Raw genomic sequence first — 25748 nt, 5'->3', positions numbered from 1 at the left:
TCGCCTTGATGGCGGCTTCTCTGACCTGAAAGACCCGCGCATGAACCGTCCTCCTCTACCCCCGTTCACCTTGGAAACCGCAACGCAAAAAGTGCGATTGGCGGAAAACGCCTGGAACAGCCGTGATGCGGACGTCGTGACCCCGGCCTATACCGAAGACAGCCAGTGGAGAAATCGGGCAGAATTCCTAAGCGGTCATGCAGACATCCATGCCTTTCTGACACGCAAGTGGCACAAGGAACTGGACTATCGGTTGATCAAAGAGCTATGGGCCTTTTCCGGTGACCGCATTGCGGTTCGTTATGCTTATGAATGGCGTGACGACAGCGGTCAGTGGTTTCGGTCTTATGGCAACGAAAACTGGCAATTTGCCGAAGATGGTCGAATGGCCGAACGCCACGCATCGCTGAACGACCTGCCGATTACGGAAACCGAACGTCTGTTTTTCTGGCCGCAAGGCCCTCGCCCCGACGATCACCCCAGCCTGTCCGATCTGGGACTTTGAAAGGACATCTCATGCCTCGCGCCTTTTCCGAACTGACCTTCACCCCTGCCGTCCGCGCCCATCAGGAACGGATGGGGTCTGCCAAGACCTATGCCAAATTCATCGAAAGTGGCCCGCAGCAAGGCCACGAAATCGGCGAGCCTGAAAAGGCCTTTATCGAAGCGCGGGACGGGTTCTATCAGTCCACCGTGTCCGAAACGGGTTGGCCATATGTGCAATACCGCGGCGGACCGACCGGGTTTCTCAAAGTTCTGGGACCGCAGACAATCGGTTATGCCGACTTTTCGGGCAACAAACAGTATATCTCGCGCGGCAACCTGGATGGAAATGACCGGGTTGCAATGATCCTGATGGATTACGCCAATCGGCGGCGCCTGAAAATCCTTGGCCGGGTCGCGTTCACCGAGGGCGAAGATGCCACGACCAGCCTATATCCTGACGGTGCCGATGCCCCGGCTGAACGCGCCGTGATCATCCGGGTCGAAGCGCTGGACTGGAACTGCCCGCGCCACATCACGCCCCGCTTTACCGAGGCCGAGCTTCGCCCACATCTGAATTCGCTAGGGCAGCAATTGGCGCAACTTCAGGCCGAAAATGACAGGTTGAAGCAAGAGCTGGCAAAACAGTCCTGACCCAACAGCGCCTGATGAACCTCTCGAACCAGGACTTTGCCCATGTCGCGATCTTCATTGAATATGGCCGGTTTCATTCTTGTAGGCATTGCGCTGACCACGGCCGCAATGTCTCTTGCGTTCTTTGCCTCCCCCGAGGCCGTCAGATCGCCGCCACCGGATACCTACAACTCCCTCTTGCTAGAAATGTTTGCGAACAGGTGACGCCAACGCGCGGGTTGAAAAAAAGAAAATCCGCGATACCTCTTGACCTTCCCGTGACTGGAACCCCCATTTGGAGGGCAGATAACACATCGGGACGAGTCGCATGGCTACGCCGCAAACAACACAACTTAAAATCTCGGGCATGTCCTGCGCGTCCTGCGTGGGGCGTGTAGAAGCCGCATTGCAATCGGTGCCAGAAGTGACCGACGCCTCGGTCAACTTTGCGACCGAAACGGCGCAGGTCACACATACCGGGCCGATCAACGCACTGACTGACGCCCTGAGCAATGCCGGGTACCCGGCGGCCAGCAAGCAGACGACCCTGAAAATTGGCGGGATGACCTGCGCCTCGTGCGTGGCAAAGATCGAGAACGCGCTGACCGCTGATCCTGCGGTCGTCGACGCACAAGTCAATCTTGCGACCGAAACCGCTGTGGTCACGTTTATCGACGGGGCCACCGACCCGCAAAAGCTGGCCAGTTTGTCTGAGGCAGCGGGATACCCTGCGCGCGTGGCAGACAGCATGACGGCTGACCAAACAGACCACACGAAATCCGACGAAGCGCATGCGCTGACCCGCACGACGATCTTCGCAGCGGTATTGGCTCTGCCTGTATTCATTCTGGAAATGGGCGGGCATATGATCCCGGCCTTCCACCATTGGGTCCAGGCCACAATCGGCACGCAAACCAGCCACCTCATCCAGTTCGCACTGACCTCGGCCATACTAATTGGCCCCGGGCGCGTGTTCTATGCCAAGGGGATCCCGTCACTGATGCGCGGATCGCCCGATATGAACGCGCTGGTCGCCTTGGGAACGGGGGCCGCCTATTTGTTTTCCGTCACCGCAACCTTCGCCCCGCAGATCCTGCCGCAGGGTAGCGCCAATGTGTATTTCGAGGCCGCCTCTGTCATCGTGGTTCTCATACTGCTGGGCAGGGTCATGGAAGCGCGCGCCAAAGGCAGGACCGGGGCCGCGATCCGCAAGCTGGTTGGGCTGCAGCCCAAAACAGCGCGGGTCGAACAGGACGGAAATTTCATTGATCGCCCCATCGCCGACATAACAGTAGGCAATACCCTGCAGATCCGCCCGGGCGAACGAGTTCCCGTAGATGCCGAGGTTCTGGACGGCACCTCTTATGTGGATGAAAGCATGATCACGGGCGAACCGGTGCCGGTGGGCAAGTCGCCATCGGATCAGGTCGTTGGCGGTACGGTGAATGGCACCGGAGCGCTACGGGTACGCGCAACGCGCGTTGGTGCCGATACGGTACTGGCGCAGGTCATCCACATGGTCGAACAGGCGCAGGGGGCGAAGCTGCCGATCCAAGGGCTGGTCGACCGGATTACTGGGCGATTTGTGCCCGTTGTGATGGCTGTTGCGCTGCTGACGATCGCCATTTGGATGTTCGTCGGCCCGGAACCGGCATTGCCATTGGCGCTGGTCGCCGGCGTCTCGGTTCTGATTATCGCCTGCCCTTGCGCCATGGGCCTTGCGACACCAACCTCAATTATGGTCGGCACCGGCCGCGCGGCAGAATTGGGTGTGCTGTTCCGCAAAGGCGATGCGTTGCAGCAGTTGCAGCAAGCCAAGGTGGTCGCACTGGACAAGACCGGAACACTCACGTTGGGCCGGCCGGAACTGGAGAGTGTTACGACTGCAAACGGCTTTGACCGCGACAGTGTTCTGCGTTTGGCGGCCGCCGTCGAGGCAAGGTCAGAGCATCCCGTTGCCACTGCCATCACTCGTGCCGGACCATCTGAATTGCCCAAGGTATCAGAATTTGAGTCTCTCACGGGGCTGGGAGTTCGAGCTGTGGTCGAGGGGCATAAGTTGCTGATCGGTTCGGCCAGATTGATGGAGCAGAACGACATAACCGTCACGGACCTGATGGCCGAGGCCAACCAGCGCGCCGAAGAGGGCGCAACCCCTTTGTTTGTTGCCATCGACGGTCAGGCGGCGGCGATGCTTGCGGTCGCGGACCCGATCAAGCCCGGCACTGTGCAGGCGCTTGGGCGGTTGCACGAAATGGGGCTAACCTTGGCGATGGTGACAGGCGACAACGCCCGGACGGCGCAGGCTCTGGCGGACAAGCTGGGCATTGATCATGTCACGGCCGAAGTGCTGCCCGATGGTAAGCTTGCCGCGATCAATGCGCTGCGCGACACGTTCGGCGCACTGGCCTTTGTCGGGGATGGCATCAACGATGCCCCGGCGTTGGCTTCGGCGGATATCGGTATCGCCATCGGAACCGGCACCGATGTAGCGATTGAAACTGCGGATGTGGTGCTGATGTCGGGCGATCTGCGCGGCGTCGCAAACGCGGTCGAGATCAGCCTCAGAACCATGCGCAACATCAAGCAGAACCTCGGTTGGGCGTTTGGCTACAACATCTTGCTCATTCCGGTTGCCGCAGGTGTTCTTTACCCCTTTGGCGGCCATCTGCTGTCCCCCGCCCTCGCGGCTGGGGCCATGGCATTGTCCAGTGTTTTCGTGGTCTCGAATGCACTGCGTTTGCGGCGCGTCCGGGCCAGCCTGCCTGACACCCCGCAAGGCCATGCAACGCAAACGGTGACCTCATGAATATCGGCGATGTTTCAAACCAGACCGGCCTACCCGCCAAGACGATCCGGTATTACGAAGATATCGGCCTGGTAAAGCCCCTGCGCGATGACAACGGATACCGCAGATTTCGCAGTCAGGACGTGCACAAACTGAATTTTCTGGGCCGCGCGCGCGCCTTAGGATTCACGATCGAGGATTGCCGGACGCTGATGGCATTGTACGAGGACGAAACCCGTGCCAGCGCCGATGTCAAAAAGGTGGCCCGCGCGCATATGGCTCAGATCGAAGCCAAGATCGCTGACCTGAACGCCATGCGGGACACTCTGAGCCATCTGATCGACGCTTGCGCAGGGAACGACAGACCCGATTGCCCGATCCTACAGGATTTGGGCGGCAAAGCGTGACGCGGGGTTGCCCTTTGGACGCAGCTTTGCTTTGTCTCTGCTAAACAATCCGGCCCGCTGAAAAAGACGGGTACCGGACAGCAGAGAGGATCTCCAAATGGCAAAAGTCGCGTTTCTGGGTCTGGGCGTCATGGGATACCCCATGGCCGGTCACTTGCAGGCCGCAGGTCATGAGGTGACCGTTTACAACCGCACCGCCACTAAGGCCGAAGCTTGGGTCGCCCAACATGGTGGCGCCATGGCGACAACGCCCCGAGAGGCCGCGCAGGGTGCAGATTTCGTCATGGCCTGTGTCGGTAATGACGACGATCTACGGATGGTTTGTACAGGTGAAGACGGCGCATTCAGCGGCATGTCCAATGGGGCGACCTTTGTTGATCACACCACTGTTTCGGCCGTGGTGACACGCGAGTTGTACGAAGTTGGGCAAACAAAAGGCATCGCTTTTGTGGACGCTCCGATCTCGGGCGGTCAGGCAGGGGCAGAAAACGCGGCTCTGTCGATTATGTGCGGTGGGGATCAGGCGGCGTATGACGCGGCTGAACCGATTATGCAGGTCTATTCCAAGATATGCCGTCGTATCGGCGACAGCGGTGCAGGTCAGATGACCAAGATGTGCAACCAGATCGCTATTGCCGGTCTGGTGCAGGGCCTCAGCGAAGCGCTGCACTTTGCCGAGAAGGCGGGCCTTGATGGCCGCGCAGTTGTTGAAGTTATCAGTCAGGGCGCGGCAGGCAGTTGGCAGATGGCAAACCGATATGAGACAATGTTGGATGACCATTTCGAACATGGGTTTGCGGTGGACTGGATGCGTAAGGATCTTGGCATCTGTCTGGATACGGCCAATGAAACAGGGGCTTCGCTGCCTGTGACCGCTCTGGTCGATCAGTTTTACAAGGACGTTCAGAAACTGGGCGGCGGACGCTGGGACACATCCTCGCTGATCAAACGCCTGCGCGCGCTGGATTAAAGGACCGTCGCACTGATGACCGAGTTGACCGAATTCTGGGCCCACGCCCTGCGCATCCATTGGGGGCTTGAGGCCAAACTGAACCGGCTGGACGGCGAATATGACCTCAACTTTCTGGTCAAGGCAACCAATGGTCAGGACTACGTACTGAAAGTCATGCGCGCGGGTTGCGAGGCAGAGTTCATTGACCTGCAGATCAAGGCGCTGAAACACGTGGACGCCGAGGCACCGGGACTGCCCTTTCCCAGTGTTTTTCCGGATATCAACGGTGCGCTGCTGCCGGAAATCTCTGATCAAGATGGGCAGCCCCGACTGGTTTGGTTGCTCGAATGCCTGCCCGGCCAATGCTATGCCAAGGCTGCGCCGAAATCCGAAGAACTGATCCTGAAACTGGGCCGCATTCTGGGGGCAACCGACCGGGCAATGGAACGGTTTAACCATGACGGGCTGCACCGCACGGAATTCAAATGGGATCTGACACAAGCGGGCTGGATTTCGGACAAGCTGGACGCCATTGCCGATCCTGCACGGCGGGCGATGTTGTCAGAGATTTGCGTTGAATTCGATGCCATCTCGGGCCTTCTGGCTGGATTGTCAAAACAAGCCATCCACAATGATGCCAACGACTACAACATATTGGTCGACGGTGAACTGGGTCAGCGGCAAACCGTCTCTGGCTTGATCGATCTTGGTGATATGTGCGCCGCACCGCGTATCTGCGATCTGGCAATTGCCGGGGCGTATATCGTTCTGGACCACCCAAAACCCGAGCGGGCATTGACGGCGTTGGTGCGTGGTTATCACGCCGCCAATCGCCTGCGTGCTGACGAGGTCGATCTGATCTGGCCGCTGCTGCGGATGCGGCTGGCCGTGTCCGTGGTCAACTCGACCTTGATGGCCGCGGACAATCCGGACGATCCTTATGTAACTATCAGTCAGGCCCCTGCGTGGCGCTTCCTAGAGAACGATACGATGAATGGCGGCTTGATGTCCGCCCGGCTGCGCGCGGCCTGCGGGTTGCCGGTGACCGACGGGGCCGAACGCATCCACGCCTATCTGTCCGAGCATCGCGGACAATTCGCGCAGATGTTCGAGCAGGACCTGAGCGATGTTCCGATGGGATCGCTGTCGGTTGAAAACTCGACCTGGCCCCAGAACCCGTTCCACATGCCGCTAGACGAAGCCGCGCGCGTGGGCGAAGAGTTCGGAGAAGGCCTTTGGCTGGGTTACTACAACGAACCGCGCCTGATCTATGCCGAGCCGGCGTTCCGCAAAGGACCGTGGAAGGCCTCTGACAGGCGAACGGTGCATTTGGCCGTAGACGTATTCGCCCCTGACGGAACTGTTTTGCATGCACCGATGAGTGGCCGGATCGAGGCAGTCGAAAACCGCGATACGCATCTGGATTATGGCGGCGTAGTGATCCTGCACCATGAAACACCCGAGGGTGATCCGTTCTATACGCTCTACGGTCATCTCGACCCCGAGGTCTGTGACCGGCTGAAACCGGGCGATCCGGTCGCGCAGGGTGCGGCCTTTGCACGGCTGGGGGACGCCACGCAGAATGGCGGCTGGGCCCCGCATGTGCATTTCCAACTGGCCCTGACAACTGACGGGATGCAGAACGACTGGCCCGGTGTCGGCGACCCAGACGAGATGGAGTTGTGGCACGCCGTTTGTCCCAACCCGGCAGCGCTATTGAACCTGCCGGACGAAAAAGTGTTCTATCGCCCAACCGACAAGCAGGCGATCCTGCAAGGTCGGCATGACCATTTCGGTGGCAACCTATCCCTGACCTACGATGATCCGGTCATGCTGGTGCGCGGGTGGAAGCATCATCTGTTCGACGAATGGGGCCGTCCTTATCTGGACGCCTATAATAACGTCCCCCATGTGGGCCACGCGCATCCGCGCATTCAATCGGTGGCGGCGGATCAGTTGAAGCGGATGAATTCGAACACTCGCTACCTGCACCCGGCGCAAACAGCCTTTGCTGACAAAATCCTGTCCAAGCTACCGGATCATTTCGAGGTGTGCTTTTTCGTCAACTCGGGCACCGAGGCCAACGAGCTAGCCTTGCGTCTGGCGCGCGCGCATACCGGGGCCAAAGGCATCGTAACGCCTGACCACGGGTACCACGGCAATACGAATGCGGCGGTGGCGATCTCTGCCTACAAGTTCAACAAACCGGGCGGGATTGGTCAGGCCGATTGGGTCGAACTGGTCGAGGTTGCAGACGACTTCCGGGGCTCATTCAAGCGCGATGATCCTGACCGGGTACGGAAATTCGCCGATCTTGTGGATCCGGCTATTGCCGCGCTACAGGATAAAGGCCAAGGGTTGGCCGGCTTCATCGCCGAGACCTTCCCTTCGGTTGGCGGCCAGATCATCCCACCCAAAGGGTATCTGCCAGCCGTCTACAAAAAAATCCGCGCGGCCGGCGGGGTTTGTATCGCTGATGAGGTACAGACGGGTCTCGGTCGCCTTGGTGACTACTATTTCGGCTTTGAACACCAGGGTGCGTTGCCGGATATCGTTGTCATGGGCAAACCCATCGGAAACGGGCATCCGTTGGGCGTACTGGTCACGACCAAAGCCATCGCCGACAGTTTCAACAACGGGATCGAGTTCTTTTCGACTTTTGGCGGTTCAACCTTGTCCTGCCGGATCGGCAAAGAGGTGCTGGACATCGTCGATGACGAAGGCCTTCAGGACAACGCACGTGTCATGGGTGGGCAGCTGATGGATGGGCTCCGACAGATCGAGGCTGATTTCACCTGTGTCGGTGACGTGCGCGGCATGGGCTTGTTTCTTGGTGTGGAGCTGATCAATCCAGACGGATCCGAGGGCACCGAAATCTGCAGTTACGTCAAGAACCGGATGCGCGATCACCGTATCCTGATCGGCAGCGAAGGACCCAAGGACAACATCCTGAAAGTCCGCCCTCCTTTAACCATCGAGGCGGAAGACGTCGACATGATCCTTTGGACCCTGCGCGAGGTTTTGTCCGAAGTCGGTGACTTTGCCCCTGCCCCGACTTGCGATCATGATCATCATCACGCGGGCTGCGGGTGCTGCTGAAACAACAAAACCCCGGCTCGCCAGAGTCGGGGTTTTGAAGCCGCCTGCCGCTTAATGCAGCACGGCCGAGGGGGTTTTGTGCCCGGTTGTCGGCAAGGGTACTGACGCAGTCATCCGGCGCAGCACCATACCCATCTCTTCGGACAGTGACGCCAGTGCCGGGGCAAAGTCTGGTCGAACGATCAGCGTTGCCATCATCATCGCGTCTTCACGCGCCCCTTCCGAGGCGGCAGCAATCATCTGGGCGAAACAGTTTTCATCTGCACCAAGGCAGGAACAGCCAAGACCATGCCGCACCAACGGGCGACGGCCGTGATGGGCACACAGCCCGCACAAACGATCCAGCGTCATCATTGCAGCCCGCCCCTGATCCAGACCAAGAGCGATCTCGAAATCGCTTGCAGCATCCGAACGGGCCTCGGGACTTTCGCTCCACAATCGCAGATACATCACAGCACCGGCTTCGATTGGGCTGAGGTCGGACAGACGCCCAACCGCAGCGCCACCGCGCGAGGAATTTGTGCTCATTTTGTCAGGATCAACTTGCCGGCGCGCGTGATACGCAAGGTATATAGTTGATCGCCCAGTTCGATATGGGCCAGGTTACCACCCTTGGTCAGATCTTCGGCCTTATGTGCCGGAAGCATGGACACCGCATAGGACTGGCTGGGATTCGGGGTCTGCACATTCATCAGGACAACTCCAGTAGGTTCTCGGGCGAAGGGCCTTAATTTGTTCGCGCTTTCAACAATATGGCTGACCCGAACTGGGTTGGCTGAGGGGGTCTTTCCGTTAATCTGATTAATTTAGTCAGGTATGTCAACCCTATTCGATGGAAACCGCGGATGTGGGGTGATTGCGCAAGGATTTTATGCAGGTTAGGTCTGGCTCACGCGCATTTACCGACGGGGAAACCGATGACCGCAACAATCATGTTCGACCTGGACGGAACGCTGGTGGATAGTCTTCCGGACATTGCAGCGGCCGCCAACCGGACATTGCTAGATATCGGCATCGACCCGTTGTCGGAAAGCACGATCAAACAATTTGTGGGCAACGGCCTGCCAAAACTGGTCGAACGCATGATCCGCCATCACGACCTGCCGATCGAGCAGCATAGCGAATTGACCAAACTCACACTCGCCCATTACTCTGCCGCCTCCAGCGACAAAACGATCCCTTACCCAGGCGTCCCGCAAGCTCTGACGCAACTGCGCGAAATGGGCTGCGTTCTGGGCGTATGCACAAACAAACCTGAGGCACCCGCACGTCATATTCTGGACGCACTGGATCTGGCGCATCACTTCGAAACAGTGTTTGGCGGCGACACACTACCCGTTCGCAAACCAGACCCCGTGCACCTTGAGGCAAGCTTCAACGCGGTCGCCAACGCTGGACCCCGGCTCTATGTCGGAGACAGCGAAGTGGATGCCGAAACTGCGCGCCGTGCAAACGTGCCCTTTCTTTTGTTTTCGGAAGGCTACCGAAAAACTCCGGTGGAAGAGATCCCACACAGGTTGAGCTACGATGACACGCATAAACTACCCGCACTCGTCCTGGAGGCATTGCAGGGATAGGGGAGAAATTTGCTGGCAGGGGGATTTGGGTAGGCGGTTGAGGGGCCGGCCGAGGGGGTAAGTAGCCAGCCCCTCATCGGGGAAAAGTGGTATTGTCCGCAGTAACTCTTTGGATGATTTGACCTTAACGAATCGACCTGCCTTCAGGAATTGGGGGTTTCCCGTAGATGGATGTAAATAATTGAAATTTATCCCATTTTTATGGCGAATATTACAAAAAAATCGAAAACAAACGATTTGACACTCGGGTGACCACACGAATCATCCACCTGAGGGGCGACAAACTCTGCTCCAAGCGCCGCTTGCCGCGAAAAAATGGCCAGGTTTTCGTCACAAAACGATCCGCGCCCGCAGGTCGATCAGGGAGACGCTGGATTGCGCCAGATTCAGCATTTGGTCTTCAATGAACTGAAAAGACGGTGTGGTCTGCGGGCCTGGTGAAATCGAGAACCGGTAGAAAGCTTCGAGCCGTGACATGATCCCAGTCAACGCCACGGGCTTCGGCCCGCCTCGGACCCACCCCTTAAAGGTTCGTCTTGCGACCGTAATAGTCGCCCCCGTAGAAACAGAGTGGTCAAAAACGAGGCGGTTCCCTTAGTTGCCCCGGCCCGAAGAAAGAGCATCCATTTGTTTTTTACGAACCACGTGGCAGAAAAGGCCGCCCATAATCTTCGGCACAGCTGCCATCATCGGCGGTATCAGCGTAACCGGGCGCCCAGGAAATACTGTGTCTGGCCTTGTGGGTTTGGTTTGTTCAAAGCCGGCCCTCAAGTCATATCAATCAGCTCTGATAGCTCCGTCTGTCTGAACAAACTACATTTCGATTGGGCCGAGACGGTTATTTGCGCAGATTAATAACTGGTGGCTCGGCTGCCAACTGCTGTTGCAATTTCACGAGCTCTGTCAAATCGAAGGGAACATCGTCGGCCCTAAGTCTCGGCCTTTGAATCTTGTAGTATCTGATGCAGCCCAGCCCCCTACCCTTGCCAAAGCAAACTTGCTTCACGGCAGTGACACATCCCGTTGCCTTTCGTCCCGCGGATCATTTTCCTGCAACACTCTGAAATAGTTTCCTTTGATGGCTCAAGCAGCGTAACCTTAGATAAGTTTTGACGGCACCGGTCTGGGTTTGCAGGCTTGTGACGCAGAAAACCGAGGGAGTGAGCATGCATAAGGTAACTATCGTCGGGGCCGGGATCGCCGGGCTCACCGCAGCTCTTCGTTTGTTGGAGCGGGGATACCACGTCACGCTGTATGAGCAGGACAATTTCATTGGTGGAATGTTGCGGTCCCATAAGGAGCACGACCACGGCGATTATCCGCGCGAACATAGCTATCACATGCTGTGCAATTGGTATTACAACTTCTGGTCGGTCGCAGAAGACCTGGGAATTGAAGACAACTTCACACCACGCGAAGCCTTCAAGTTCCTCTATGACGGTGATCTCGACAACATGCCCGAAATGGTGAACCCCGGCGGCATTCAGGATTTTTACCGCAACCTCACCGGTGGCGCAGCGCCGCCTGCTGAACTCTTCCTGTTCATGTATTCGATGGTCGATCTGCTTTCGATCCCGGACAGTGAAGATGACAAGCTTGACCGGATGTCGTTCAACGGCTGGCTGCGCGGGCGGCCCTATTGCACCGATGTTGTGGCGAAGCTTCATGAGAAGATCTGGCAAACCGTGTGGGCGATTGACAGCTGGCAAGCTTCGGCGCGCAGCTACAAAACCTTCCTGAAGTACGGCAACCGCGTTCCGGTTCCGCAGCTTTGGCTGTTTGATGGGTCCAAGAAAGAAACTCTGATTGATCCCTTCCACAAAAAGCTCGATCAGTTCGGAGACCGGTTTGAGCTCAAGTACCGCCACCGAATTCGCGAAGTGCATCCCAACGCAGACGGCACTCGGATCGAACGGCTGGTGTTTGACAAGGTAACCAAATCGCCATCAGTTAACCCCAAATGGGGGATCGCAAAGAAAGACATCGAAGTGGATGTCTGCGATGAGAATGTGATCATCAGCATCACCCCCGGTGCGATGGCCTCAATGGTAACTGATGATCTCTACAACGCCGATCCGGATCTTGGGCAGCTGAGATACCTGGAGGCCGAGCCGATGGCGTCGGTCGAGCTTTATCTCAAGCGGAAACTGCCCGGCATCCCTTCGGATGTGGTGGTGTTCATGGATACACCCTATGAGATGACGTTCCTCAACTACTCGGCGACGTGGGGCCTCAAAAACACCTTCCTTTATGTGACAGTTTCGGATTTCAAATCGCTTCTGTCTGTAAAACCCGAACGCCGGGACGAAAACCAGAACCTCATTCTAGATCTCAAAAATCCCAAAACCGCAATCGACTATATTCTGCGAGAAATCACTGCCAAGTTAGAGATAACCGAGGCGGATATCGATCTGTTCCAGACTTCGGTCGATACAAATACTGGCGAAGAGCTTTTCGCCAATCTCACCGGCAGCTGGGAACATCGCCCCGAGGTCAACACCAAGTTCGAGAACCTGTTTCTTGCCGGGACTTACGTCAGGAATTTCGCGGATGTCTCGACTGTCGAAGGCGCTTGTGCAACTGGGTTGATCGCGGCCGAAGGCGTACGTCAGGCCGCGCAGAGAGAACCAGACAAAGGCGATGCGGGTAAACCAGTGGAAGTGATCACACCCGATTTTTATCCCAGCCAGATGTTTCAGACCCTCAAGATCGCCTGGGCACCCTATGCCGCCAGTGCAAAAGCTTGGACGCTTGCGGACAAGGCGCTGGGGATTAATAAGCTATGGCCGCCGAAGGACTTCAAGTTTCCGAAGTCGAAATTCACACCGAATCCCGAGGACCTTGGTTCACTGTTTACGGATTGGCTGCCTGCAAGTAAGTGGAACGAAAAGACTTTGGGCCTGGGTCCAATGTTCTGGAACTATACAGAAGACGGCAAGCCCCGTAAAAAGTAACCAAGAATACCTCGCACGAGTAAGAGACGACTGATGACTACTAAATCGATTGCGGCATGGCTGAACGAAATTGGCCTGCCACAATACACCGAACTGTTTGATGAGAACGGCATCGACCTGGACATTCTTGAAGATGTGACCGGCGACCATCTCAGAGAAATGGGTGTCACGGTGCTGGGTCATCGACTCAAGATCAGCAAGGCAATCACCGCGCTGAAACCGGATGCGGCGCAGCCCAGACCCAGCGGTGCCATGACGGGCGAGGAAAGCGCCGAACGGCGACACCTCACCATTATGTTTTGCGATCTGGTCGGCTCGACCGCCCTGTCGGCGCGGCTTGATCCCGAAGACTATCGCGACCTCATGGCGCTGTATCAGGATACGGTCTCGCAATTGGTTAAAGAGGCCAGAGGGCACGTGGCCCAATACCTTGGCGATGGCGTTGTGGTCTATTTTGGCTACCCGGTTGCGCAGGAGGACGCGGCAGAACGCGCGTGCCGCGCGGCTTTGGAAATTGTCGAGGCCGTCGCCGCGTTGGATACTGCAGCCGGTGAACGCCTACAGGTGCGCATTGGCATTGCAACCGGGTTGGTTGTGGCCGGTGATCTTGACCAGAACGGGGTAAACTCAACCTCAGCAGTGGCCGGCGATACGCCCAACCTTGCAGCCAGATTGCAGGGTCTGGCAAAGCCAGGGCAAATTGTCATTGGGAAAAGAACTCAGTCTCTGTTGGGGGATATGTTCGTCTATGAGGCGCTGGAAAACATCCATCTGAAGGGGTTTGAGCCCGGCCAGGTGGCGTGGCGTGTCATATCCACAGCACAGCGCCAGGACCGGTTCGCCGTTACCTCGGCACGGCGGCAGCTTACGCCTCTGGTCGGGCGCACGCCGGAACGAACGCGCCTGATGTCGGCCTGGGAGGACGCCAAATCTAAGAAGGGGAGTGTTTGCCTTGTCTCAGGTGAGGCTGGCATCGGCAAAAGCCGCCTCACGTATGAAGTGGTGGATCAGGCCAAAGGCGAAGGTGCCACCGTTCTTCACCTGCAATCCGCACCCTATTTTGAGAACACGGCCCTGTACCCCATCCGCCGTCAGATCGAAACCGTGCTCGGGTTCAAGGAGGACGATGACAGCGAAGCCCGACTGGACAAGCTGGAAAAACTTGTCGTCGCCGAAGACGATCTAAACGAAGCCCGCGCGCTGATGGCGTCTTTGTTTTCGCTGCCCTGTGACAGGTATCCGCCGCTGAACCTTTCGCCCGAGTTGCAAAAGACCCGCACGATCGACATGCTGATCGAGCAGGTCATCGTTCTGTCCAAGCGGGCACCATTGTTGGTGCATTTTGAAGACCTGCACTGGATCGACCCTACATCGCTGGATTTGTTGACCAAATTTGCGGCCAAACTCGCCGATTGCCAGATCCTGCTGCTTGTGACCTGTAGGCCGGAATTTACTCATGACTGGCAGGTGGATCACCTGGAAACCTGGGAACTGGCGCGCCTCAAGCCTGCCGAAGTCGAAGAGCTGCTGGACAGTATGACAGGATCGGATGCCTTTTCGGCCGAACAGCGCCAGCAATTGCTGGAACGGTCGGATGGCGTACCGCTTTTCGCCGAAGAACTGACCCGCTCTGCGATAGAATCCAGAAACAGCGCGGAATTGGTGCCTGAAACCTTGCAAGACAGTTTGATGGCGCGTCTCGACAAGTTGGGGGCCGCCCGCGAATACGCCCAGATCGGGGCCGTGATCGGCCGGGAATTCGATGTCGACCTGCTGTCTCAGGTGACCGGAACTCCGCTGCCCGAGCTCTCAGACTCGCTTTCGCAACTGGGTGACGCAGACCTCGCATACCCGGACCAAACCGGTCACAGCCTGATGTTCCGCCATGCCTTGATTCAGGAGGCCGCGTACCGGTCCATATTGCGGCGGCGGCGGCAACAATTGCATGGCAAGATTGCCGAAACACTGGAAGAAAAATTCCCCGAACGCTGCAAGTCCGGCCCGGAACAGGTGGCAAACCATTTTGTTGCCGCCGGTCTGGGCGACCGGTCAGTTCCCTATTGGCTGACAGCTGGTAAATCTGCCTGGAGCCGGGCCTCGATGAAGGAGGCACTGGCGCAGCTTAGCAACGGATTGGAATATGTCGGCGAGGTCGACGACCTGGCTGATCGCGCCAAGTTGGAGCTGCAATTGCAGTCAACCATCGGCGTCGTGCACTTTGCGGCGACCAGCTATGCCTCGCCACAGGCACAGACCGCTTTTGAGCGTTCCCGCGAGCTGTTTGTGGATGTTGACGACCCCGACCTGCGCGTTGCGGTTCTTTACGGCATCGGGGCATTTGAAACCATGCGTGGCGATGTAAGCTCGGGGCACGAGACCTTTGCGGCGCTTGCTGACGAGGCGACGCGCAGCGGCAATGCCCGCTATGAAGTCTATTCCGCCTCGATGCAGGCATGGTCCCATTTCAACCGTGGCGACTACGCCGAGTCGGTGCGTTATGGCGAACGGGTGCTGCAGCTTTATGAAGAAGGCATTTGGGACCAGCCGGGGCCGCGCCTGTCGGCCGCAGAGCCCAAAGTGATCTCAGAATGTTTCCGGGCAGCGGCGCTTTGGTCTCTGGGCCGCCCGGATCAGGCGGTGAAGGTCGGCAACGACATCCTTAATTACACCCGGTCGCTGCCAGACCCCTATTCGCTTGTCTATGCTCTGTCCAACGGTGTGATCCGCATTCACGACTGGAACGGTGACTGGAAACAGGTCATGGACCTGACCGAAGAATGCAGCGCGGTTGCCGGAGAATATGGCTACAGGTTCCTGGGTGTCTGGGCATCGTTCTGGCGCGCCCGGGCGATGGCAAAACTCGGTCAACTGGAAGAGGCCGAAAAGATCACGGCCACGGCTGTTGCTGCCTGTAAGAATGCTGGTGTCCATTACCACCGCGTCTGCTTCGAAGCCAATCACGCGCGCTTGCTGCTGGCGCAGGACCGGATCGAGGATGCCGCACGTGTTCTGGACGGGCTAGACCAACCATTGCAAGATGGAGGCGAACTGAACCACGTCCTTGACTTGAGTCTGGTCAAAGGGGAACTGGCGCAGAAACGTGGCGATACCAGTGGCGCAGAGCGACATTATCGCGCTGCATTTGACGCGGCCGAAAGCCGTTCCGCGCTGGCATGGCAACTGCGCGCGGCACTGGGTCTGGCATCTTTGCAGCCCGCGAAAGACGCACAACGCGCGCTTGTCGAACCGCTGGTGGCGCAGTTCGAAGAAGGGTTCGACAGCCAGTATCTGAAAGCGGCACGCGCCTATTTGTGATCAGCGGGCTTCGCCCAAAGCCCGCGTGCGATCCACAAGTGTGATCAGCTTTTTGGGGTTCCGGGCAAATCGATTTGCCTCAGCTATCGCCCTTGCAGCGATCCGGTCCAGTTCGGCCTCGGCTTCTGGCAAAGCGGCGCGAAAGGCCTCGGCCAGCGCGTCGTAATTGCCCGGGTTCGGATCGCGGAACATCTCGGCAATTGCAGGTTCGCGTACAGCTATCGCGGCCGGCAGGGTTAGAATCCCGTCGCGAATGTCCTCTTCACCGCCGCCACCCAGGGCTTCAGTTCCACGCACGTCGGACACGTCATCGCAGGCGTGATACAGGGTGCCCAGCAGACCACCGAAATGGCGCAACCCCTCGCTACGGTCGCCGAGACAAGCAGCGACCTCGAACATCGAACCAGTGTCTTCCTGCGCCAGCTTGCGCCAATCCTCGACCCCGCGCGGCATCGTGCGGCTGTTCCACTGCGCGATCTCGGCCGCGCCAAGCCGGGACATTAGCTCGGACAACAACCCGACCACCTGCGGCTCGGTCGTCATCATCCGATAGCCTTCCGCAACCATGAACCCGGACGTCATCAGCGCCGCAAGTTGCCCAAAGGCCGTGTGCATGGTCGGTTTGCCGCGCCGTTCGTCCGACTGGTCCAGAATGTCGTCCACAACCAGCGTCATGTTATGAAACAGCTCAAGCGTTACGGCTGCCTGTATGGTTTCATCCGTGATCTCCTCGCTGCCGACAGCCGTCTGACAGGCAAAGATGGTCAATGGGCGAAAATACTTTGAGCCGGCCAGAAACTGCTCTTCCAACTGCGGCCGCATCTCCTCGGGTGTAGATTCAACCCACGCGCCGATGGCAGTGCGCAACCGTTCGGTCTCAGACTCAAATCCCAGTTCCGGTATCACCCAATCGGCGCGGGCACCTTCGTTATTCATGGTTTGGATTTTGCATAGCGATGGGGGCCTTCCCGGTCGTCACCCTCGGGGCCGACTGACTTGCGAAGCTCAGCCTCGATTTCCATAAGATCACGTTGCAACAGTTTTGCCTCGCTCAGCGACAGATCCGATATTTCGCGCAACACGGCACGGGCCTTGTCCAGCACGATCAGCTGTCTGGCCTCCAATGACGGGCCATCCGCACTGGGTATGGTTGCTTCGATCGCGTCTGTCCCTTGGGTCGAGACGATGGTCGCAATCTGCTGCCAGTACCGCAAAGCTGAACTGAGCCAACGCGCTTGTGCCTGTGCAAGCAGAAACATCACGTCGGGTTCGACCCGCGCACCCTTTTCGCTGTAGTCCCGCAGCGAGCCTAGAACACCCTCAAGCGCTTCCAGATACATCTCCACCATATCGTCAATCGAGCCGGGGTTCCCAAACTCATTGCGTGATGATCCATCGTCTTGATTCATCTTGCTACTCCATTGCCCGCATCGTCATAAAGTTCTGTAGATTCAGAGTTTTGTTACCGATTGTCACTGTATATTCACACCGCGTTTGGGCATAGGTTGATTTGATTTTCAGTAAAACAAGAAGATCGCCGCGCAATCAAGTACCGAGATATGTTAACCATCTATTAACCTTTGGGATCTGCCGTCGGCGTAAGAAAAAAGCACCCGCCCCGCAGGTTTTGGTTCATATGGCGCGGAAGACGATACGAAACAGAGTCGCCGCGATCTGCCGGGTCGAAGTTCGTGACCATGAGGCTTTGCGTCACCTGCTTCCCACAATGTTTCTGGGTCTCGATGCGACCGACCCTAGCGGTGGTCACCAGATGAAGTGGCCCAACAAAGAGAACATTTGCCGCATGAGATCAGCCGAAGGTTCGATTGGGGACAGCAGGGGTGGAAAAATTGCCCATTATTGACGTTTGCTCAGGCGTCACTTGCCATCAAAATTCCCGTCGTGCCGTGCTGGTCCAAAACGCAATCCCGTGCCTGATTGCTTCATCGTTGAAATCATACGACGGGTTATGAAGCGGCATCGAATTGTTCCCTTCCAATCCGTTGCCCATCAGGATGAAGGCCCCGGGGCGGTGCGCAAGAAACTCTGCAAAATCCTCTGAGAATCCTACCCGACCGTAATCCGCATCAACGCTACCAACATCACGAGCGGCACCCGCGATCATGTCTGTGGCTCTGGCATAGTTCACCAATGGCCGGAAGGAAGTTGAGTAATCAACCTCCGCCTCAGCGCCTTGTGCTGCACATACACCGGCGACTATGGCGCGCATTCTTCGCTCGATATTCTCGGACACATCTCTGGAAAAGCCCCGGCAATCCCCCCGTAGAGTTACGTTGCTAGGCAGAATGTTGCGCGCGCCGTCTGTCAGGAACTCCGTTACGGAAACCACTGCATGCTCGCTCGCCGGAACCGAGCGAGAGACGATCGATTGCAACTGCTGCACAATTGCGGCACCTGTCACAATCGGATCAACGCCTTTTTCCGGCATCGACGCGTGCCCGCCCTGACCCTGAACGCGTATCTCAAAATTATCCTCGAACGCGCAGAATGAGCCCGCTTGAGTGGCAAAGTGACCAAGCTCCATTCCGGGCATGTTGTGAAGGCCAAAGATTGCGGCCATCGGGAAGCGTTCAAACAAACCGTCCGAGATCATCGCGGCTGCCCCGTTTCCGTTCTCTTCGTCCGGCTGAAAGATGAAGTGAATGGTGCGGTCAAAAGACGGGTCCGCCGAAAGCTCCAGCGCGGCACCCAGCAGCATGGTGCTGTGGCCATCATGGCCACATCCATGAAACTTGCCTTCCGTTCCCGAGCGGTACGGCAAGTTGGTGGCCTCGTGTATCGGCAGCGCGTCCATGTCGGCTCGAAAACCGATTGCGGTTTCGTCCGGACCACGGCGCAGGGTGGCCACAATACCCGTGCGGCCTACACCCCGGCTGACTTCAAGTCCCGCGCGTTCCAACTCGGCCGCGATCAGATTCGAGGTCCGGTCAAGGGCGAAGCCTGTTTCAGGGTGGGCATGCAGATCACGGCGAAACGCAACGAGATCAAGCATCGGGAACGTCTCCTTCGGACAGCACGATCAACGGCAATTTAGCCTCGTCCGTCAACAAGGCTGCAAGCCCCGCTGCGCCAGATGGCGTGGTGGAAAAGCCCAGATCGCGCGCGTGTTTTACAGCGTCCAAGGCCTGCAGGTCAGTGACCGTAACCCAGTCGTCGGCGCACCGTTCCAGAATTTCCAAAGCCAACATAGAAGGCGTTTTGCAGTCCAAGCGCCCCATATTGGACACCGGGCCCTCAACCGTTACGATCTGTCCGGCCCGGGCGCTTTCGGCAAGGCAAGGGGCCGCATCAGGTTCGACCACTATGATCTTTGGCTGAACCGCCCAGGTGGACCGGATCATGTAAGCGATCCCCGCAGCCAGCCCACCAACGCCTGCCTGCAAGTAAACGTGGCTGGGCCAATTCCCAGAGCTTTCCAACTCTGTCCGCATTTCTTCGGCGATGACGGTATAGCCTTCCATTACCAACCGCGGAGGTTCGGTATATCCAGGCCAAGATCCATCGGCGAGGTGGATTGCGCCGGACGCCTCGGCGTCGGCTATGGCTGCCGCAACGCTCGCCTCATAATCGTCACCCGATCGGACAACTTCCGCGCCTTTTTCCCGCAGGCGAATTGCAAAATCCTCTGGCACTGTTTCAGCAAGGTGAATGCGGGCCTTTGCGCCAAACAGCCGCGCTCCGGCCGCCACGGCCATGCCATGATTGCCTGCACTGGCACAGACAAAAGTCATCGTGCGTGCGATGGTTTTTACGGAATCATCCAAATAGGCGTTTGCTTCCAAAGGGCGGCCGACGCGCGCTTCTATCAGCTTGGCAACAGCGTAAACGCCTCCGAGCGCTTTGAAAGCGCCCAATCCCATCCTGTTGGTTTCGTCCTTGATCAGAATAGGTCTGTCTTGGAGACTGCGTGTCTCCAACGGACTTGGTTTATAGGCGGGGCATGCAGCCAGTAGAGCCAGCGGTTTTGCGACATCGAGTATCGTTGGATTTTTCATACCGAAAGTTGTACACGCGAAAGGTGATCTATTATGGTCAATGTTTACTAATTTTCGGGAAATTTTCTCGCTAAAAAGGAAATTCTCATGAAACTTGATCAGTTTGACCGAAATCTGCTTCAGTTGATGCAAACCGATGCCAAGATAGGCCTCGAAGCGCTTGCGTCCGAGACAGGCTTGTCCGTGGCCTCTGTTCAGCGGCGGTTAAAGGCGCTCAGAACCTCGGGCGCAATTCTTTCGGAAGTCGCGATCGTTGACCCCAAAAAGCTGGGTGTCGCGATGAGTTTCATCGTTATGGTCGAATTGGAGCGTGAGCGTCAGGATCAGATCGACGCATTCTCACGTCAGGCGCAATCAGAGCCTATGGTACAGCAGTGCTATTACATCACCGGAGACGCCGACTTCTGTCTGGTCTGCACAGCAAAGGATATGGATGATTTTCAGGAACTCACGAAGCGACTGTTCTTCGACAACTCAAACGTCCGTCGCTTTCGCACATCTGTTGTCATGGGGAGAAAGAAAGTCGGTTTGGGCATTCCTGTTCAGGATGTTGGGTTAGAATAATAAGAATCAACATTTGCGTCAGCTACCGCTTCAAAGCGGCCCTTCGAATGGTGGGCAGCAGATGTGTTCATGAACCAGCGCCACGCGTCCTCCGGGTTAGGGCCCAGATTGGGCCCCTCGTTATTTTTCCCAGTGCGGGACCCAATCCCCGTCAAGGCGAAGTGACACGCCAGCATTGTCTTCTTCAAGCTTCACCACATGCAATTCTCCCTTGTCGCCCCCGTATTTTTCGCGGGCCGCTTCGAATTGCGTGCACACCAGCCGTGTGGCCGGGGCGGCGGTGCCGGCGTCGTCGCAGGCCTCAACGATCAGGCCCAGATCCTTTTGGCACAAGTCCAGTGTGAAAGACGGATCATAATGTCCGGCAAAAACGGACGGGGCGTCGTGATGCATGCACCAGCTTTCGCTGGCCCCGATCTTGAGCGCGTCCCAGGCCCGTGACAGATCGACACCTGATTTCACCGCCATGACAAGTGCTTCACCCATGGCTGTCGCGTGGATGGCCCAAAGCTGATTGCTGGCCAGTTTCGTCACGGACCCGCTGCCGCTGGGGCCCATGTAATGAAGCGGACCCATCAGTTCCATCACGGGGCGAATACGCGCGACGGTCGCCTCATCCCCACCTGCAAATTGGGGCATGTTGCCGGTGCGTGCACCATCGACGGCACCTGTGACCGGCGCATCAATCAACTGTACACCGTTTTCAGCAAAGGTGGCTGCAAGCTCGCGCACAAAGGCGGGTTTGTTTGTTGTCATATCCACCCAAACCTGCCCCGCGGACATGGCGGATCGCAGCCCATCGTCGCCGCCTACCACTTGTTCGATTTGTTTTGGTCCAAAGACCATGGTGAACACGATGTCCGCCGCTTGCGCGGCTGCCGCAGGGGTCTCTGCCCACTTCGCCCCAAGCGCCAGGTGCTCTTCTGCCCGGTTCCGATCAAGGTCGCAGACCGTTAGGTCGTGCCCGCCCTTGATCAGGTTCAGGGCTGCCGGGCCGCCCATGGTGCCAAGCCCAATAAATCCAATGCGCATCTTCGCCGTCCTCGGGGTTAGTTATATTGCTTACGCGTTCAGGATGGTGTCGGTCGAACATACCTCACCAAACTCACCCTGCAGATTGGCAAGCGTGACGGAATGGATCTGTTCGGCGCTGTGGGTCACTCCGTCCGGCCCGGTCGCGTCATAAGCCCAGACGGCGTCAGAGGCATAGACCATCTCAAAGCCCAGACTGCTTGCAGAGCGCGCCGCAGACTCGGCACAGTGATTGGCCGTGGCCCCGCAAATGACCACACGCTCAATATTGTCGGCGCGCAGATCAGCTTCGAGCGAAGTTCCGGCGAAGGCGCTGGAGACGTTTTTGATGATCACCGGCTCGTCCCCCTGCGGTGCCGCAAAGGGTTGAACAGCCGCGCCTGGCGCATCCGCATGAAATGGATCGCCCGGGTCAAGCCCGTGGTGATGCACATGGACGATCTTGTCACCGTGCGCGCGAAACCGGCTGAGAAGCCGGCCGATATTGTCGCCTGCCTCGGGGCAAGATCGCACGGCACCGGCGGCATCCTCATGAGCCAGTGCCATTTGCACATCAATGACGAGTAGAGCAGTTTTCATGGCTTGGTCCTTTATGCGTTGATGTTGGAGGCTGCGCGTTCCGCGAGGATATTTTTGACGCGATCACCATAGATCCGGATGTTGATGTCGTCGCTGATCACGCGGCCTTCCTGTTCGTCATAAGTCATGATCGCGGTGACACGGGGGGTCGGCCCTTCGACCTCTGTCACCCCGTGCAATGAATAGCCACCGCGAAACAGGGTAAAAGTACCGGCACCCCGGTCAAACTTCTGCGCATGGGACATATCACCAGCAAGCAAACGATCCACCGCCTCACGGTCTTCGGTTTCGTCGGTGCGCGAGTTCGGCAAGAAGGCAAAATCACCCCCGGTTTCAGCGGCCTGCAACAGCAGCGTCACGGTGCATTCCGTCGTATCATAATGCCAGGCGTGCCAGCTTCCTGGATGCAGGGCGACGACATTCAGCGCCTGAAACTCATCGGCGCAGCGATGCAGCACCTCTTTCTTTTGGACGCGGCGCACAAAGTCCGTCAAACGCGGCGACTGATAAAGCCGCTGAATAAGCGTTTCATTCGGCAACTGATCATCCGCCAATTGCGTTGCCACATGCGTATATTCCTTACGACGCGGATCATCCTTGGGCAGCGACGGGTCAATTGCGCCCTGATAGATGTTGCGTTTGATGGTCAGTACGTCAGCGGTGGGTAGCAAGGCGTTGGATTCATCGGCCAGAGCTGCCAGTGCCCCGGGACGGATGAACCCATCCAGATTGCACCAGCCATGTTCCTCCATCTGGTCCTGACAGGCCTTGAGAAACGCAGCGCCTTCGGCACTTTCCAGATCCGCAATGGGATAGCGCTCCAGATCCACAAGGCTCAAAACCATGTCGGTGGCTGCATCTAGATTGATCTCCGGCATAGATCGCTCCCTTTTGTCTGGTCGACTTCGTCGTCAGTTGCTTTTGTCTAACTGCCGACCGAAATGAAGGAAAATGAAACAATTTGCGCCCATGCACATAAAAAACTTATGAATGGGCAATGAAAAGCAATCTCAACCTGAACTGGCTTCGCACTTTCGAGGCCGCCGCACGCCATTTAAGCTTTACCGCCGCCAGTCGAGAGCTGGGGCTGACACAAACGGCTGTCAGTCAGCACATGAAGGCGCTGGAAGGTCAGCTGGGGCAGAAACTGTTCATTCGCAAGGCCAAAAGCCTGCAACTGACGGAAATCGGCCGGGCCTATTTGATATCGGTCCGGGATTCACTGGAGCACATCGCATTTTCCACAAACGGGCTGTTTGGGCCTGCCTTGGAGACGACGATCGTTGTGCGGGCGTCGGCGGCTATGATCATTTGGCTGGCGCCGCAACTTGCGAGCTTTCAGACAGCCCATCCCGGTATCGGGATCAAACTTGTCACCTCTCTGTGGCAGAGCGGCGAGGAAGGGCATCCCGTGGACATTGACATCCTGCTGGCTCCGCAAACCCATTCCGACACGCGAATGATCAAGCTTTCTGATGAGTTCATCGTGCCGGTTTGCGGTGCGCGCACCGCGCCTAAGATCAAAACACCCGAGGACCTGATGGCGCACGCTGCCATCCACGTTCTGGGGTTTGACGACCATTGGGCGCGGTATCTGTCGGCCCGTGGTCTGCCCAATGCTGATATATCCCCGCGCCTTATCGTCGATACCTCGGTTGCCGCTTGCGAATTGGTGGCCGCGGAATGCGGCTGCACTATCATGATCAACCGGTTCGCGCAGCAGGCCATCGCAAGCGGGCGCCAGATCAGAATTGTCGGTACCCCCGTTGATACAGGTCAGGCCCACTACGTCTTGCAACACAAAACAGGTACGGCGGGATCACACATTTCGATCGCTTTTTGCGAGTGGTTACAAACCCGTTTTTGACGACCACCCTCAAAACGCGAATGCATCCTGGGGATCAAGCGGGACATGACCACGGCCTTGCCAAGCCGTCATTTGCAATGCGCTTGAAGCGGTTAGCCCAATCTGGGGCCAGATCGTGCAAAACAAGCTGTTTGTGTTTTGAGATATTCAATGGATCGCCTCCTGAATTTGCGCCAAGCCTAAACGCGCCTCGCATCATGCGCGGGCCTCATTTGGTTCAAATCGGCCCATCACAGACCCAATTTCCTTTGTGCATCCAGCCCTAGCGACTAGTTTAAAATAATGGAATCCGTAGCCCAACTGACAAACTGGATGATCACTGAAGGGCGCCAATCAGGCGATCCCGTGAAAGTGGTGTCGCATTTCTGCTCGTCCTTGATAAAGGCGGGTGTCCCGCTTTGGCGGGTCAATATTGGCCAGCGCTTCGCCAATCCCCTACTCATCGCTTGGGGTGTGGTTTGGACACCTGATGGAACTGAAAGCTATGACGTCACACATGAGACGATGTTGACCGACGGGTACGTAGGAAGCTCATTTGAGTATATTCTGGAACACCGAAAGCCACTTCACAAAAGTCTACGCCAGCTGGATTCAAAGACAGAGCATTCATCCTACCTGGACTTCGCCGAGCAGGGCGGCACCGACTATTATGCCACCCTGCTTTATTACGGCGACAGATCACTACACGGCTGCACTTTTGTAACCCAAGCACCAGAAGGGTTCTCACCACTGCATCTGAAATTGATCGAGGACGCGCTGCCCGCGCTGTCTTCGGCTTTGGAACCTGTCACAATGCGCAAATCGTCCAAAGGCCTTCTGCGAACCTACCTTGGCGATGGACCCTCGGACAGCGTTTGGAACGGGCGCATCAAACGAGGGGAACGTACAACGCTTGAGGCCGTGGTCATGTTCTCAGATTTGCGCGGCTTTACGGCGCTATCGGACAGCGCACCTGAAGAGGAAGTTTTTGATGCGCTGAGCGGATACTTCGATCTAGTTGTTCAGTCAGTGGAGGAGAATGAAGGCGATGTTCTTAAATTTATGGGTGACGGTATTCTGTCGATTTTCACCATCGCCACACAGGCTGATCGCGCTGAACGATGTCGCAAAGCTTCGTATGCCGCGCAAAGTGTTTTGGCTGGTCTGACCGCCCTCAACTGCAGTCGCGCGGAAGCCGGAAAACCGGCTCTAGACGTTGGTATCGGGATCAACGCAGGGCAAGTCAGTTATGGCAACATCGGCAGCCCCGGAAGACTGGATTTTACTGTACTTGGTGGCGCGGTGAACGTCGCCAGCCGAATTGAGGGTTTGACAAAATCTATTGGCCGAAGAGTTTTGGCAACGTCAGTCGTTGCTGGCGCTTCGAATGATCTGTTTGCTTCTTGCGGGTTTCACGACATTCGTGGCGTTGCGCATCCAATAGAGCTGTTCGCCCTCGTCGAGCAAAAGCTCTGAGGCGCGGCAGCATGCGGAATGACGGCC

Annotated in this window: 22 protein-coding genes; 12 read left to right on the top strand and 10 right to left on the bottom strand. The window is 57.3% G+C overall.

The window, feature by feature from the left end; genetic code table 11:
- Positions 1–40: 40 nt before the first annotated feature.
- The 6 genes from DK510_RS12520 to DK510_RS12495 all read left to right on the top strand — a co-directional run bounded on the left by DK510_RS12520 (position 41) and on the right by DK510_RS12495 (position 8362).
- Positions 41–505 (top strand): nuclear transport factor 2 family protein, encoded by a 465-nt coding sequence (locus DK510_RS12520; RefSeq protein WP_109312376.1) that lies wholly within the window; start codon positions 41–43, stop codon positions 503–505.
- A gap of 11 nt (positions 506–516) precedes the next feature.
- Positions 517–1137, top strand: coding sequence for a pyridoxamine 5'-phosphate oxidase family protein (locus DK510_RS12515; RefSeq protein ID WP_058275310.1), 621 nt, complete (start codon positions 517–519; stop codon positions 1135–1137).
- Positions 1138–1444: 307 nt separating this feature from the next.
- Positions 1445–3925, top strand: a complete 2481-nt coding sequence (locus DK510_RS12510; protein ID WP_109312375.1) for a heavy metal translocating P-type ATPase — start codon at positions 1445–1447, stop codon at positions 3923–3925.
- Complete coding sequence (cueR, locus tag DK510_RS12505; protein ID WP_109312374.1) at positions 3922–4311, top strand: Cu(I)-responsive transcriptional regulator; 390 nt, start codon at positions 3922–3924, stop codon at positions 4309–4311. The genes DK510_RS12510 and cueR overlap by 4 nt, the downstream gene beginning before the upstream one ends.
- 97 nt (positions 4312–4408) lie before the next feature.
- Positions 4409–5281: an NAD(P)-dependent oxidoreductase gene (locus DK510_RS12500; protein ID WP_109312373.1), complete on the top strand. Its 873-nt coding sequence runs from the start codon at positions 4409–4411 to the stop codon at positions 5279–5281.
- Positions 5282–5296: 15 nt separating this feature from the next.
- Complete coding sequence (locus DK510_RS12495; RefSeq protein ID WP_109312372.1) at positions 5297–8362, top strand: aminotransferase class III-fold pyridoxal phosphate-dependent enzyme; 3066 nt, start codon at positions 5297–5299, stop codon at positions 8360–8362.
- A gap of 51 nt (positions 8363–8413) precedes the next feature.
- On the opposite strand, the gene DK510_RS12490 is transcribed toward DK510_RS12495, so the two are convergent.
- Together DK510_RS12490 and hemP are read right to left on the bottom strand one after the other, a co-directional pair.
- Entirely contained in the window at positions 8414–8890 is a 477-nt protein-coding gene (locus DK510_RS12490; RefSeq protein ID WP_109312371.1) for a hypothetical protein, read from the bottom strand.
- Positions 8887–9054 (bottom strand): hemin uptake protein HemP, encoded by a 168-nt coding sequence (gene hemP / locus DK510_RS12485; protein WP_081894606.1) that lies wholly within the window; start codon positions 9052–9054, stop codon positions 8887–8889. The genes DK510_RS12490 and hemP overlap by 4 nt, the downstream gene beginning before the upstream one ends.
- Before the next feature lie 225 nt (positions 9055–9279).
- On the opposite strand from hemP, the gene gph reads away from it, so the two are divergent.
- Positions 9280–9939, top strand: a complete 660-nt coding sequence (gene gph / locus DK510_RS12480) for a phosphoglycolate phosphatase (protein ID WP_109312370.1) — start codon at positions 9280–9282, stop codon at positions 9937–9939.
- Positions 9940–10269: 330 nt separating this feature from the next.
- Here the strand turns inward: gph and DK510_RS22815 are convergent, their stop codons facing one another.
- A complete protein-coding gene (locus DK510_RS22815) occupies positions 10270–10416 on the bottom strand; it encodes a hypothetical protein (protein ID WP_160116512.1) in 147 nt (48 codons plus the stop codon).
- Positions 10417–11105: 689 nt separating this feature from the next.
- Between DK510_RS22815 and DK510_RS12475 the strand changes: the two genes are divergently transcribed.
- A complete protein-coding gene (locus tag DK510_RS12475; RefSeq protein ID WP_109312369.1) occupies positions 11106–12893 on the top strand; it encodes an FAD-dependent oxidoreductase in 1788 nt (595 codons plus the stop codon).
- A gap of 33 nt (positions 12894–12926) precedes the next feature.
- Positions 12927–16208, top strand: a complete 3282-nt coding sequence (locus DK510_RS12470; protein ID WP_109312368.1) for an adenylate/guanylate cyclase domain-containing protein — start codon at positions 12927–12929, stop codon at positions 16206–16208.
- Here DK510_RS12470 and DK510_RS12465 read toward each other — a convergent pair whose 3' ends face one another.
- The 4 genes from DK510_RS12465 to DK510_RS12450 form a co-directional block, all read right to left on the bottom strand.
- A complete protein-coding gene (locus DK510_RS12465) occupies positions 16209–17144 on the bottom strand; it encodes a polyprenyl synthetase family protein (protein WP_109312367.1) in 936 nt (311 codons plus the stop codon).
- Positions 17141–17617 carry a hypothetical protein gene (locus tag DK510_RS12460; protein WP_109312366.1) on the bottom strand — a complete coding sequence of 159 codons (477 nt, stop codon included), beginning with the start codon at positions 17615–17617 and terminating at the stop codon, positions 17141–17143. Before DK510_RS12460 ends, DK510_RS12465 begins: the two co-directional genes overlap by 4 nt.
- A 479-nt stretch (positions 17618–18096) precedes the next feature.
- The gene (locus DK510_RS12455) at positions 18097–19221 is read right to left on the bottom strand and encodes a M20 aminoacylase family protein (protein WP_109312365.1); all 1125 of its coding nucleotides are present in this window, start codon (positions 19219–19221) and stop codon (positions 18097–18099) included.
- On the bottom strand, positions 19214–20224 hold the full coding sequence (locus DK510_RS12450) for a pyridoxal-phosphate dependent enzyme (protein ID WP_109312364.1): 1011 nt from the start codon (positions 20222–20224) through the stop codon (positions 19214–19216). Before DK510_RS12450 ends, DK510_RS12455 begins: the two co-directional genes overlap by 8 nt.
- An 87-nt stretch (positions 20225–20311) precedes the next feature.
- Between DK510_RS12450 and DK510_RS12445 the strand changes: the two genes are divergently transcribed.
- Positions 20312–20788, top strand: a complete 477-nt coding sequence (locus tag DK510_RS12445) for an Lrp/AsnC family transcriptional regulator (RefSeq protein ID WP_108859156.1) — start codon at positions 20312–20314, stop codon at positions 20786–20788.
- Positions 20789–20908: 120 nt separating this feature from the next.
- Here DK510_RS12445 and DK510_RS12440 read toward each other — a convergent pair whose 3' ends face one another.
- Genes DK510_RS12440 through DK510_RS12430 form a run of 3 tightly spaced genes read right to left on the bottom strand, consistent with a single transcriptional unit; the run spans position 20909 to position 23277 of the window.
- Positions 20909–21820, bottom strand: coding sequence for an NAD(P)-dependent oxidoreductase (locus DK510_RS12440; protein ID WP_109312363.1), 912 nt, complete (start codon positions 21818–21820; stop codon positions 20909–20911).
- Between the two features lie 30 nt (positions 21821–21850).
- Positions 21851–22399: an isochorismatase family protein gene (locus DK510_RS12435; protein ID WP_109312362.1), complete on the bottom strand. Its 549-nt coding sequence runs from the start codon at positions 22397–22399 to the stop codon at positions 21851–21853.
- A gap of 11 nt (positions 22400–22410) precedes the next feature.
- Positions 22411–23277 (bottom strand): hypothetical protein, encoded by an 867-nt coding sequence (locus DK510_RS12430; RefSeq protein ID WP_109312361.1) that lies wholly within the window; start codon positions 23275–23277, stop codon positions 22411–22413.
- A 119-nt stretch (positions 23278–23396) separates the two neighbouring features.
- Between DK510_RS12430 and DK510_RS12425 the strand changes: the two genes are divergently transcribed.
- Both DK510_RS12425 and DK510_RS12420 read left to right on the top strand, forming a co-directional pair.
- Positions 23397–24266, top strand: a complete 870-nt coding sequence (locus tag DK510_RS12425; RefSeq protein WP_109312360.1) for a LysR family transcriptional regulator — start codon at positions 23397–23399, stop codon at positions 24264–24266.
- 282 nt (positions 24267–24548) lie between these two features.
- Positions 24549–25721, top strand: coding sequence for an adenylate/guanylate cyclase domain-containing protein (locus DK510_RS12420; protein WP_109312359.1), 1173 nt, complete (start codon positions 24549–24551; stop codon positions 25719–25721).
- Positions 25722–25748 lie beyond the last annotated feature (27 nt).

Origin of the sequence: Ruegeria sp. AU67 (assembly GCF_900312795.1) — a bacterium.
Lineage (GTDB): Bacteria > Pseudomonadota > Alphaproteobacteria > Rhodobacterales > Rhodobacteraceae > Ruegeria > Ruegeria atlantica.
Note: the sequence above shows the minus strand (reverse complement) of the source record. Positions and strands in the feature narration are given on the sequence as shown.